At 40.4% G+C, this 13,249-nt stretch carries 11 protein-coding genes and 1 pseudogene; 2 read left to right on the forward strand and 10 right to left on the reverse strand.

Features of this window, described 5'->3' with window-relative positions; translation table 11 throughout:
• Positions 1-9 precede the first annotated feature (9 nt).
• The 4 genes from QF028_RS25535 to QF028_RS25550 all read right to left on the reverse strand — a co-directional run bounded on the left by QF028_RS25535 (position 10) and on the right by QF028_RS25550 (position 4,915).
• Entirely contained in the window at positions 10-1,290 is a 1,281-nt protein-coding gene (locus tag QF028_RS25535; RefSeq protein ID WP_429470063.1) for an ABC transporter substrate-binding protein, read from the reverse strand.
• A 120-nt stretch (positions 1,291-1,410) separates the two neighbouring features.
• On the reverse strand, positions 1,411-2,205 hold the full coding sequence (locus tag QF028_RS25540) for a response regulator transcription factor (protein WP_429470065.1): 795 nt from the start codon (positions 2,203-2,205) through the stop codon (positions 1,411-1,413).
• Positions 2,183-4,006, reverse strand: coding sequence for a sensor histidine kinase (locus tag QF028_RS25545; protein ID WP_429470067.1), 1,824 nt, complete (start codon positions 4,004-4,006; stop codon positions 2,183-2,185). The genes QF028_RS25540 and QF028_RS25545 overlap by 23 nt, the downstream gene beginning before the upstream one ends.
• A gap of 153 nt (positions 4,007-4,159) precedes the next feature.
• A complete protein-coding gene (locus QF028_RS25550) occupies positions 4,160-4,915 on the reverse strand; it encodes an NRDE family protein (protein WP_429470069.1) in 756 nt (251 codons plus the stop codon).
• Between the two features lie 343 nt (positions 4,916-5,258).
• On the opposite strand from QF028_RS25550, the gene QF028_RS25555 reads away from it, so the two are divergent.
• On the forward strand, positions 5,259-5,492 hold the full coding sequence (locus QF028_RS25555) for a hypothetical protein (RefSeq protein WP_429470071.1): 234 nt from the start codon (positions 5,259-5,261) through the stop codon (positions 5,490-5,492).
• Positions 5,493-5,586: 94 nt separating this feature from the next.
• Complete coding sequence (locus QF028_RS25560) at positions 5,587-5,766, forward strand: DUF3934 family protein (protein WP_429470073.1); 180 nt, start codon at positions 5,587-5,589, stop codon at positions 5,764-5,766.
• A gap of 134 nt (positions 5,767-5,900) precedes the next feature.
• Here the strand turns inward: QF028_RS25560 and QF028_RS25565 are convergent, their stop codons facing one another.
• From QF028_RS25565 to QF028_RS25590, 6 genes and pseudogenes are all read right to left on the reverse strand, one after another.
• Positions 5,901-6,971, reverse strand: a complete 1,071-nt coding sequence (locus tag QF028_RS25565) for an LLM class flavin-dependent oxidoreductase (RefSeq protein WP_429470075.1) — start codon at positions 6,969-6,971, stop codon at positions 5,901-5,903.
• A 21-nt stretch (positions 6,972-6,992) separates the two neighbouring features.
• Entirely contained in the window at positions 6,993-7,838 is an 846-nt protein-coding gene (locus QF028_RS25570) for a VOC family protein (RefSeq protein ID WP_429470077.1), read from the reverse strand.
• Between the two features lie 251 nt (positions 7,839-8,089).
• The gene (locus QF028_RS25575) at positions 8,090-9,472 is read right to left on the reverse strand and encodes an L-cystine transporter (RefSeq protein ID WP_429470079.1); all 1,383 of its coding nucleotides are present in this window, start codon (positions 9,470-9,472) and stop codon (positions 8,090-8,092) included.
• Between the two features lie 272 nt (positions 9,473-9,744).
• Positions 9,745-11,361: a glycerol-3-phosphate dehydrogenase/oxidase gene (locus tag QF028_RS25580; protein ID WP_429472541.1), complete on the reverse strand. Its 1,617-nt coding sequence runs from the start codon at positions 11,359-11,361 to the stop codon at positions 9,745-9,747.
• Between the two features lie 88 nt (positions 11,362-11,449).
• Complete coding sequence (glpK, locus tag QF028_RS25585) at positions 11,450-12,940, reverse strand: glycerol kinase GlpK (protein ID WP_429470081.1); 1,491 nt, start codon at positions 12,938-12,940, stop codon at positions 11,450-11,452.
• A gap of 167 nt (positions 12,941-13,107) precedes the next feature.
• Positions 13,108-13,209, reverse strand: a pseudogene (locus QF028_RS25590) (aquaporin); the annotation flags it as partial.
• Between the last annotated feature and the right edge of the window lie 40 nt (positions 13,210-13,249).

Consider the following 13,249-nt stretch of genomic DNA (forward strand, 5'->3'; position numbering starts at 1 on the left):
TTATTTAGTCTACTTCTTCATGTATTTCTCAGAATCGTGAACAGCTTTATTTAGTAGTTTCTCAGCATCTTGCCCAAGCATAACCGCATTTACGGCTGCAGACAGGTTACGGTTGATTTCATTCCAATTGCTGTTCAAAAGAAAGGCTGGTGTATCGTCAGATCGTTCAAGCATTTTATAGAACGGACTGATCAATGGGTCCTGCTCCATATTCATTTCCTTTACCACACTGATTCGAACTGGTAAATCGGCTGTACGCATTTTAATGGCTTCTGTAGAGGAATAAAACTTTACAAATTCATAAGCAAGATCTTTATGTTTAGAATCCTTCGCTATCGAAACCGCTGATGAAGCAATAACCCCTTTTGCCGGCTTTTCGCCAAATGACGGAACTTCCACCGTTCCGAAATTAATCTTAGCTTCTTTAAAGCCTTCTAAAGGCCAAATACCGCTTTCCCACATGGCGATTTTTCCTGCCTTGAAAATATCATCACCACTTTGCTGATTTTTCCCACCAACGAGAACAGCGCTTTTATTTTTAAGAAGATCACTTAATATTTGAATCGATTCAATGGTTTCAGGACTGTTCATATAGCCCTTGACTTCTTTCCCATCATTACTAATGAAACTGCCACCATTACTCCATACCAACCCTTGGAGATCATAGGTATCTGGCTCTGGTACTATCCCAAAACCGTATTGCTTTTTACTTGGATCAGACAATTTTTTGGAAATTTCCTTAAAATCATTCCATGACCAGCCATCCTTTGGATAAGGAACATTTACTGCATCAAATAAATCTTTGTTATAATACACAACCCGTGTTGTAAATCCAGCAGGCATGCCGTAAATTTTTCCATTCATGCTGGAATAATTAAATAACCCCTGATAAAAATCATCCATATCCATTTCGGTATCGCCTTCGATGTACTGATCAAGTGGCTCGAGTGACTCGTAATATGCTGGGAAATTCCACATATACATCATATCCGGTGGATTTTTCGCCCCAAAGGAGGCAGCCAACTTCTGGTCAAAGCCATCACCGTAAGCTTCCACTTGAACCTTAACACCTGGATTCTTTTCCTCAAACTTTTTGGCAATATCCTGTTGAATTTTCAAAGCCTCTCCGGAGTCCCAGGTAGCAAAGCGAAGTGTAATATTGTCTTTTCCATCCTTCTCTTCTCCAGTTCCGCCAGAAGTTTTTTCCCCTGAACTGCTGTTGGAACAAGCAGCCAAGGAGAGGACGCTAACTAAAAGTAAAATCATTGCTAAGATGCTGATTTTCTTCATTCTGAATTTCCCCCTCTTTAGAAAAAAATTAACCGCCTTCATTGTACTTCTAATGAAAGCGGTCTCATACTGAAATTCATCTTAACTTGTTAGTAATAATGTTTTAATGTTCTTTGAAATTTATGGGATGGGGGTAAAATTGTCCGGATGGATTCTCCTTTTTGTTTGACGATAATCAGATGGTGTTTGTCCGGTACATTTTTTAAACCATTTACTAAAATATTTACCGTCATGTACCCCGACTTTCTCCCCTATTTCCTGTAAAGTGAGAGAAGTGGTTTCAAGCAATTCACTAGCAGCATGGAGCTTTAATTTTTCCGTAAATGTATAGAAACTTTCTCCAACTGACTTACTAAAAAGGGTACTAAAATGACTTCTGCTAAGGCCGACTTCATAGGCAATATCAACTGAAGAGTGGGATTGTGATAAGTCTCTCGTAATCAGTTGAACGGCTTTTTGAATCGGTTCCGGCCATTTTTCATTAACCTCATTTATTACGGCTTCAGCTAGACTAGAGTCTTGTTCTTTATGTTGTGATTTTTCTATTTCATCAGAGAATTGTTTTAGATACTCCTCAAATTCATTATCTTGAAAGGCCGTTTTTAAGATATAACCTGAAGCACCCAACTTAATGCCTTCTTGGGCATATTCAAAATCCCGGTGGCAGCTTAATAGCAGGATTTTTGTGTTAGGGGCTGCTTGTTTAATTTTCCGGGCCAGTTCTATGCCATTTTGTTCTGGCATGACAATGTCTGTAATGACTACCTCAGGGGAATGCTCTTGAAACACTTCCCAGCCTTTCTGACCATTGGAGGCATCCGCAACTACTTCCATATTGTATTTCTTCCAATTCACCGTTGCCATTAACCCTTTACGGACGATATATTCATCATCAACTACCATGACTTTTATCATTGCTCATCCTCCTTTTTGGCCAGCGTATTTTAAATGTTGTTCCACTCTTCGGTTTTGATTCTATTGTAAGACCATATTCACTTCCAAAATGAAGCTTTAGCCGCTGATCAACATTAAACACGCCTATTCCACGGACTTTATCCTTAGGCGACTGTTCATTAAGTAAGTTTAAGGCCGTTTGTTCACTCATTCCTTTACCATTATCACTCAAGGTAAGTTCAAGTAAGTCTGATTTATCCTCAATAGTTAATTCAATAATTCCCTGTCCGTCTTCAAAAGCATGGAAAAAAATATTTTCAAATAATGGCTGTAGAGACAACCTGGGAATTAAATAATCGGAGCATTCTGGGCTGACCTTTTCATTGTAATCAAACATATGTCCATAACGGATTTCCTGCACCTTCAAATAGTGGCTTATCGTAGCCAGCTCTTTTTTTAATGGAATCAATTCATCAGAAAAATTGAGATTTTCATGAAGAACCTCCGTTAGATGGTAAATCATTTGCTGGACTTCCTTGGCATGACTAAGTCTTGCTTTCCACTGAATGGAGTTTAACGTATTAAACAATAAATGGGGATTTATTTGGTAATGAAACGCCCTTAACTCTGCTTTCCTTTTTAACCGTTCCGTCTCACCGATTTCATCAATTAATTCCTTAATTTGCTGGACCATCTGATTAAAGCTGATTGTTAATTTTCCAATTTCGTCGTTTTCTTTTACATGAATCTGAGTCTGCAACTCGCCCACACTAACCAGTTCCATTGATTCCTTCAGCTTTCTGATTCGTTTTGCAAGCGGTGCTGAAAAGACAATCGCTAGTAGGATTGCGAGAATAATTAAAAAGAAAATGCCTAACATAGTATAGTTAAAAATAACCTCAGAGGATTGATAAAACAGTTTTTCAGGGACTCGGACTTCAATTTTCCAGCCATAGGCATCAATATTTTTCACCCTGACAATATCGCTTGAAAGCCGCTCCCTTTTTGTTTTTGTTCGGTAAAGGACTTTATTCTTTTCATTATGAATGGTTACAAAGGCGTGAACATCCCGTTCAAGGTACTTAATATATGAAAAAAGCTCTTCGGCATTTGTCTCAATTAACAGTTTGCTTCCTTTTAAAATGCCATATTGGCTCTGGATCGGCAATACTAGACCAATCATTGGTTCAGGCGGTTTGCTGCTGTCATAATGATTAGATTCATAAAATCCAATCCATCGCTCCCCTTGTTTGATTTTACTTGCTTCCTGCCAAAACGGCATTTGAAACAGTTTTTGTGAATTAAGATGGTTTCCCCCGTAATAATAGCCAGAACTCGTTATTAAGTAGATTCCTTTTGTATTAAAAGTTCTATGGGCTTCAAGGAATCTTTCAAAGTTCTTTTTCTCTATGAATCCTTCATAGGTTCTTGGAATCTCTTCTTTGATAACAATTAAGGTAGGGTCGGATAAATATTGATGAATATCATTTGAGACGACAAACATCTGATTAATCGTATTTTCTAATTGTTTTTCAAGCTGTGATACAGCAAAGTTTTCATAATCATTAAATTGCTTATTCACAATCGTGGATGACTTTTGATAGGAGAGATAGCCAAATAGTAGGAGAGGTATTAGTGCCACCACGATGAAAAACAGCATCAACTTGGTACGAAAGCTTCCATACAATTGATTCTTAAGATTTAAGGTAATATTTTTAATAACTTCGATCATCCTATCCCTCTTCAAGACTAGTGGTTTTCGTATCTTATCACTTTGTGCATAACAGCAAGTCTTTTCCTTTTTATTCGTAATCGTTTTCATAAATCTCCCTTATCATAAACCAGAGTTGTTCCAATTTCCATAGACATCTCCGGAGTTTTTAGATGGTAGTTACGACCACTTTTATGAAAATAAAAAATGAAGCATCAAAGAGAGAAAACTTCCCTTGATCCTTCATCCAGATTTACAAATTTTCTATAATTCAATCTTATATTGCTGCTCACTTATGCCATCCTTAGTGAAGACTCGTTCCATGTATTGAATTTCTTTATCTGACATCAACATGACGGTCGAGCTTCTCGTCCCGTAGTTCCCGCTTTTGATAAACAATGGCGAAAGCATTCTTTCCCATTCTAAAGAAACGCCCGTGTGCGGAAGAAGTTCGTCTGGAGCTTGATCTGCATTTTGGAGGAGACTCAAAAGCCGTTCTACAAGTTCGACCTGTTCCCCGTTGATGATTTTGGACATGCCTTCCTTGCCTTTTTGCACCTTGGGCCATTCAGTATTTAATAAATGGTTGCTGACTCCATAAATTCCAGGCTCCACCTTCTGAAGTTCCTGCCCTTTATTTGAATAATAATATAGTTCCGTTCCGTCCCCTGCTAGTAAGTTATAGCCAGGATACAGATCTTTTTTCTTTACAAGACTTTGCATATAATCCTTTATATTTCCTTTATGTTTCAAGGCATCGGCCACCAACTCACCTCTCGAACGCTTTCCTTCCGTTACTTCTTTTGGGTCGCGATAATTGGTCAAGGCCGCAAAACGTCCAGATGTGGTAACACCCATCCAAGTGCCCATTTTTTCTAAATCTCTACCGGCAAGGATGTCAGGGCTGTCTTCCCAATAATGAGCAAGGGCAGTAGACCGCCCGTAAAATTCATCTCGGTTTGCCGCTACAAGGAGCTTGTAGACTGGATGGACTCTATAGGCAAAAACGATTAAACACATATACAATCACAGCCTTAATAATAATTTAACCGGGGGTTTTTTTATTGGAATTATGTCGTTCATCATCGAAACTAATTTACTAAACTCCAGGCCCAAACCGTCTTTTTGATCTATTAAGTATAATGTATCCAAATTCACTCCATAACCTCCATATGGAAAAATAAACCACAAGTTATTATTCGCCATGTCTCTAGAAAATCCTTTTAACATAGTGGAATCCCGAAGCGTTTTGTATCTTTTAAGTGCTAAAAATGCATAAGGAAAATAAATCTAATCCTGATTTTAATCGCAAGGTTGGAAATAATAATAGCTACGACCTAATTTAATTTGGAGGTGTGTTTCCATGTCAGAATTAGAGCCCTTAGAATACGAAACAGGGACTGCTATCCGCGAATACGACATTATTGATATTACCCAAACAGCCAACGGGTATGAAGTACTGCTTGATATAGAATTAGACAGCGGCTATTCCTTAGCAAGAACCAAGTTAGAAGTTACCAATGAGGACTTATTAGGGTATGAAACAAAAGAAATTAAGGAAGGGATTAAATTTGCCTTAGGGTTTTTCAATCATTAACAACAAACTAATATTTTTGAGGGCAAATCACTATGAACTGTGTTAAACTAACCAACGACGTTAGAAGAACGTACATTAATAATGGAGTGGTTAAATGAGTAGTGCGAAAGGGAAAGGCGGAACAGGCAGAGGAACCGGCAAGAAGGGCTGGACTCGTTGGCAAGCAGGTGTCAAAAAAGCAAAAAGCGCCAAACCATATGTCAGTAAAGGTGTTAAAAGAGTAAATGACGGAAACAACACCAGCAATAATAAAGGTGATACATCCGAAAAATAGTAATAATACAAAGACTCAGGGGAACTCCATCCCCCGAGTCTTTTTTTCCCCAGCAAACGACCTTTTCAACAAAGCACCAGTCCACCACAGGTGGACAAATGTTCACGAGTGGTGCCTGACACCTTATTTCCTTCTTATTTGCTGGTTTCCCTCCTTACGACTGGTGCTACTTCTGTTGCTAATCGCTCGATGCTTTCAGCGACTTGTTTAAAGGGCATTCCGCCGATGTCCATTTGGGCGATAAACCGCTGGTGTCCATATAGTTCGTATTGTTGGAGGATTTTTTCAATGATCTGCTGGGAACTGCCAACAAATAAAGCCGTTTCTGGTCCGGCCATCTCTTCAAAATCCGCTCTAGACATTCTTGTATTCATCCCACGCTGGCGATTAAAGTATCCCCAATAATTAGAATGATACGGATAGAACTCATCCTTTGCCTTTTGGGTTGTTTCCGAAATAAATGCATGACCTGTCACTGCAACCTTCATCGACTCTGGGGCATGGCCTGCTTGGCTGGCGGCCTGTCGGTAAATATCTACCAACGGCTTAAACCGAATGTGTTCGCCTCCAAGTATCGCTATTGCTAAGTTAGTCCCTAATCTTCCTGCTCGTGCTGCGCTTGACGGAGTTCCTCCAACACCTACCCACAATGGAATATTTCCCTGTAAAGGTCGTGGAGCAATTTCCGCATCCTGCAACGGAGAACGAAATTGACCATTCCAGGTCACTCGCTCCTGTGCATTCAGTTGCTGAAAGAGCTTGATGTTCTCTTCAAAAAGCTGGTCATAATCGTCTAACTCATACCCGAACAGCGGGAAAGATTCTATAAATGCCCCGCGCCCTGCAATAATTTCTGCCCGTCCGTTTGACAGGAGATCAAGTGTCGCAAAATCCTCAAATAGCCGAACAGGATCAACGGTACTTAAGACAGTAGTAGCACTTGCCAGTTTAATTCGCTTTGTAATTTGTGAAATGGCAGACAAGACAACGGGCGGTGCGGACACGGCATAGTCGAGGCGGTGATGCTCACCCACGCCAACTACATCTAATCCTGCCTCATCAGCCATTTTCGCTGCTTCAATAATTTCCTCAAGTCGCTGTCTTGCGCTGATTGTCTTCCCTGTTCCCCCATCCGGAACTAAATCTCCCAATGTATAGATCCCTATTTCCATACCTGAACGTTCGTCTTTGGAATCTGGCGTCATCTTCATATCTCCTTCATTCATTTATATTACTAATCGAATTTGATTTCCTGAAGGATCTTCCGTTACAAAGAAATCAGCTTCTTCCGATATTTGCGCACCTAATTGCTTTAGCTGTTTAATCGCATTCTCTCTGGCTGCCTCATCAGGGAAAACGAGTGAGTACCAATTTAAGCCGACACTATTTTTCGGTGGTGTCGCTGCCCCTTCACCTTGCCACGTGTTGATAGCAATATGATGATGATAACGTCCTGTGGAAAGGAATGCCGCTTGTGGATAGTAACTTACAATTTCAAAACCAAGCCCTTTTGTGTAAAATTCTTCTGCTTTTTTTAAATTAGATACGTGAAGGTGAATGTGGCCCATAACTGTTCCAGCCGGCAGACCGCTCCATTCGGCATCACTCTCCGCGATAATTCCATTGCCATCAAGCTCTTCCGTTGCCATTTCTACTAAACCGTTGTTCCATCTCCATTCGGAAGAAGGGCGATCTCGGTACACTTCAATCCCATTGCCGTCAGGATCGTTAAGGTATAACGCCTCACTTACATAATGATCTGCAGCACCGAGTGGATATCCCGTTTGAATCATATGCCGTAAAAAGACAGATAAATCAGCTCGCGATGGAAGCAAGATCGCAAAATGATACAAGCCTGAACTACGTCCTGTTTTCGCAACCACATCTTTCGGCTGCTCTAGCGTTAATAATGGGGTTTTTCCGTCTGTTGTTAAGACTGCTTTACGATCTGATTTCTCCAATACTTGAAAGCCCATGATATTTTGATAAAAAGTAAGCGCATAATCGAGGTTTTTTACTTTAATATTGACCTCACCAACATATATATTTGGTGCCTGATGAAATTTATCCATTTTCTCCTCATCCCTTCCTTATTCATTTGTAAAACGAATGTTATAAAAATTAATCTTTTTATTAATATGGTTATTTTACATTCCATTAAACCGATTACTATTTCCTATACTTACAGTGTACCTCTAATTTATCTTGAATTCAAGTATTTTAAATTCAAAGCATATGGAAGACCAGCGTATTTTTTACCCTTGCAACAGAAAAAGGACTCTTCCGCTTAGCGAAAAAGCCCTTGAACCTTGCTTCTCGATTTTTATGCTTCGACGATATTAGGCTGCTCGTAAACCTCGTTTTCAAACTCGCCTGTTACTTTACTAGTGAGTATGCCTGATGTCATCGCTCCGCTTACATTTAGCGCTGTACGTCCCATGTCAATAAGAGGCTCAACTGAAATAAGCAGACCAACAATCGCAATTGGGAGATTCATCACTGATAAAACGATTAAGGCTGCGAAGGTTGCACCGCCACCTACACCAGCAACACCAAACGAACTAATCGCCACCACAAGAATGAGCGTTAGAATAAAGGATATACTTGTTGGATCCACACCTGCCGCTGGAGCAACCATCACCGCTAACATCGCAGGATAAACGCCTGCACATCCGTTTTGACCGATTGTCAGCCCAAACGAACCCGCGAAGTTGGCGATACCTTCAGATACACCAAAGTCCTTTGTTTGTGTTTTAATGGTCATTGGCAAGGTTCCTGCACTCGTCCGTGAGGTGAAAGCAAAGGTTAAGGTTGGCAGCCCTTTTTTCACATAACTTATAGGACTTAGTTTCGCAAATGATAAAAGGAGAAGATGGACAATAAACACAATAATGAGCGCCACATACGAGGCAATCACAAACTTACCTAGTTTTGCTATCGCCGCATAGTCACTCGTTGCTGTAACCCTGGCTATGATAGCTAAGATACCATATGGCGTTAAACGAAGAATCAGTGTGACGACCCTCATGACAACAGAGTAGAAGGTATCAATGATCTTTGCAAAAAATTCACCATGCTCTGGGTCCTTACGCTTTACTCCAAGGTAAGCAATACCGATAAATACGGCAAAAATAACCACCGCAATCGTCGATGTTGCGCGGACCCCAGTTAAATCCTGAAACGGGTTGCTTGGGATTAACTCAATGATTTGTTGTGGGAGTGTCATATTTTCGATCCCTGCGGCTCTTTCCTCTAACTGGGCATTACGGGCTGCTTCTGCATCTCCTTCAGTTAGCTGAACCCCGTCAAGACCAAATCCTAAAGCTGAGCCAATGCCAACCGCGGCAGAAACGGCCGTCGTTGCAAGAAGGATGCCGATCACTAGAAAACTGATTTTCCCTATATTCTTCGTTAACTTTAACTTTGTAAAAGCCCCGACAATCGAAACAAAAATGAGTGGCATAACGACCATTTGTAATAGCTTTACATAGCCATTCCCGACAATATTAAACCAATCAATCGAACCTGTCGTCACTTCATGTGTCGTACCATAAATGAGATGAATAATAAAACCAAATATAATTCCTAAACCCAACGCACTAAAAACACGCTTGGAAAAAGAAACATGCTTTTTTTGCATCGTAAATAAACCAAACATGAGTAATAGCAGCACCGCGACATTTACAATGATAAGAAAAGTATTCATGGAATTCCTCCTCTTTTTTTTTCGGAAAAATTGAAAACCAAATATTCCAATGCATTAAGTCGGAATTATATTCATTCGTCTTCGTCTTCATCGTCGTCGGTAATTTCGGTAACTTTATACTTTTATAACAATCAAACGTTTGATATGGTAAATAATATGACATAGCGACCCTATATATTCCAAGCCCATTAATTATTCAATCAAACGTTTGATTAGTTTTCAATCCTTCCAAAAAGTTACGTGTACTTATTAGGACTGCACGGCGGATAAACTCATATCATTTCAGTCGGTTTCGGATGGATAGCATCCTTTAGTGCGGTTTCTAATTCGTCTTTGAACGCGGCTTTCTCCTCCAATGTCCATCCAAGAGCATCTTCCATAAAGCCAATGATTGCTTCTTTCCACTCATGTACCCATTGAATATCAAAAAATAAAGCTCCTGTACGACGGATAAAAAAGTCCACTGGTTTTACTGCCATTTCTTCCTCTAGGGAATAAACGATTTGAACATACACCTCCAGCGGCAAGCCAAATTTGTTATTTGGGTCATACGTTTTCGCTATTTCAAAAATACGATCAATATTGGAACCATAGCGATGGACTAATTTTCGGTATTGGTCCTTTGTAAACCCTCTTAACTCGCCATCTTTTTCCTTGGTCTCTATAAATGAAACAAAGTTACGAGACCCATCAATATGACCTCCTGAAATAGGTAAATGCTTTGTTTGGCAAGATCCAATATGGCGTGCTTCGCCGCACTGTTTAGCGATCAAGTCTACCACTGTTTCTGCCATTTTTCGGTATCCGGTCAGTTTCCCGCCTGCGATTGTAACCATGCCAGAATTTGATACCCAAATTTCATCTTTTCGCGAAATTTCAGAGGGATCCTTGCCTTCTTCATAAATAAGTGGTCTTACCCCTGCCCAACTTGATTCAATATCCTCCCCCTTAATAGCAACGGTTGGAAACATATAGTGAATTGCATTAATAATATAATCTCGGTCATCTGCCGTCATTTTCGGATGAATCGGATCGTTTCCATAATAGGTGTCTGTTGTCCCCACATACGTTTTCCCATCCCTCGGAATGGCAAATACCATGCGGCCATCAGGTGTATCAAAATACACCGCCTGTTTAAGGGGAAATCTCGACTGATCCATCACCAAATGGACCCCTTTAGTGAGCCGCAGTTTTTTCCCAGATAATGACTGATCTTTGTCTCGGAGCGAATCGACCCAAGGGCCAGTGGCATTAATGATGTGTTTTGCATAAATATCATGAACGGTACCAGTTAATAGATCCTCAACTTTTGCACCGATCACCTTACCCTCTTGATACAGAAACTCAATCACTTTTGAATAGTTTACTGCTTTGGCGCCATGCGCGACCGCTTCTTTTATGACTTCGATGGTTAACCGAGCATCATCGGTCCGATATTCCACATAATATCCGCCGCCTTTTAATCCCTCTCTTTTAATAAGAGGCTCTTTCTGAATGGTATCATCCGGAGAAAGCATTTTTCTTCGCTCACTTTTTTTTACGCCTGCTAAAAAGTCATAGACTCGTAGTCCAATTGATGTACCGAATTTCCCAAACGTTCCACCTTTATGCATTGGCAGGAGCATCCATTCTGGTGTAGTTACATGCGGGCCATTTTCATAAACAATCGCCCGTTCCTTCCCTACTTCCGCGACCATCTTCACTTCAAATTGTTTTAAATACCTGAGACCACCGTGAACAAGCTTCGTTGACCGGCTTGATGTCCCAGCGGCAAAATCTTGCATTTCGACTAATGCCGTTTTCATTCCCCTTGTTACGGCATCTAATGCAATTCCAGCGCCTGTAATCCCCCCCCCGATGACAAGTACATCAAATTCCTCAGCTGCCATTTTCTTTAAGATCGTGTTCCTATTCGAACCCGAGAATTTTAATATTTCCACTATGGTTACCTCCAATGGGGATAAAAAGAGAGTACAATTATTTAAAAGCCCTTGCTGCATTTACAGCCTTTTTCCAACCTGTATATAAATTGTTTCGATCCTCTTCAGCCATATTTGGTGTAAATGCTTGATCCATATTCCATTGAGCAGCGATTTCTTCTTGGCTTTCCCAATAACCTATCGCTAATCCTGCTAAATAAGCAGCTCCTAATGCTGTCGTTTCATTTATTTCGGGACGTTCCACTGGAACATCTAACACATCGCTTTGGAATTGCATTAAGAAGTTATTAGCAACAGCGCCGCCGTCTACACGCAAAGCTTTAAGCGAAATACCTGAATCCGCCTCCATAGACGTTAAGACATCCTTTGTTTGATAAGCTAGGGATTCTAACGTTGCGCGAACAAAATGCTCTTTCGTTGTACCACGAGTTAAGCCAAAGACCGAACCACGGACATCACTATCCCAATAAGGTGTTCCTAATCCCACGAATGCTGGAACGACATAAACACCGTCTGTAGATACTACACTAGTGGCAAATTTCTCGCTCTCCTCAGCGCTTCTAAACATACGGAGCCCATCACGAAGCCATTGGATAGCAGACCCTGCAACAAAGATACTTCCTTCTAATGCATATTCCACTTTTCCGTTTATACCCCATGCAATTGTTGTTAACAAGCCGTTTTCCGATTTTACTGCTTGTTCGCCAGTATTCATCAACATAAAGCAGCCAGTTCCATAAGTATTTTTCGCCATCCCTTTTTCATAACACGCCTGACCGAATAACGCTGCCTGCTGGTCACCTGCCACTCCGGCAATTGGCACATGACAGCCAAAGAAATGGGAATCAACTGTTTCTGCGTATACTTGTGAAGATGGGCGTACTTCTGGCAGCATCGAAGCAGGAACTGAAAGAATTTCTAATAACTCTTCATCCCATTTAAGGTCATGAATATTGTACATCAATGTTCTCGATGCATTGGAGTAATCTGTTACATGTGCTTTTCCTCCAGATAGTTTCCAAATAAGCCATGTATCAATTGTTCCAAAAAGCAGTTCTCCACGGTCTGCTTTTTCTCTTGCGCCTTCTACATTATCTAAAATCCATTTCACTTTTGTTCCAGAGAAATAGGCATCAATTAAAAGGCCTGTTTTATCCCTGAATAATTGATCATGTCCTTTTGCTTTTAATTCTTCACAAATCGATGCTGTTTGGCGGGATTGCCAAACAATCGCATGATATATCGGTTGGCCTGTTTCTTTATCCCAGACAACGGCTGTTTCCCGTTGGTTTGTAATACCGATTCCGGCCACTTGTTCTGGTATTACGTTAGCCCCTGCCAAACAGGAAGCCATTACCGCTAGGATCGAACCCCAAATTTCATTTGCATTATGTTCTACCCAACCTGGTTGAGGGAAGAATTGTTGAAATTCTTGCTGAGCGACTTGAACAATCTTTCCTTCTTTATTAAAAAGAATGGCACGTGAACTTGTTGTACCTTGATCTAAGGATAAAATGTAATTTTCCATATATGAACTCTCCCTTTAATTAAAATTATGCACTGATTTTTCTACCCGGACCATTTTCCTGAGGTTTCTTTCTAATTACGGAAGTTATTGCAAGAACAACTACTATTGCCCCTATTATAAACTAAAGACTCGTTTCTGTTTCACCTAGGAAGGCAGCTTTATAAAACAAGGCTCAAACCGATACTCACAATCAGGACGCCTACAACAAGTGGATTTAGTCTATCTGTAAATTTATTTATACCGATTGCTATTATTCCTACAACAAGAATAATTTTTACACAAAAAAAAGCCATAAAAACGCATAGGAAT

The organism is Neobacillus sp. B4I6, from assembly GCF_050434045.1.
Classification (GTDB): Bacteria; Bacillota; Bacilli; order Bacillales; family Cytobacillaceae; genus Neobacillus.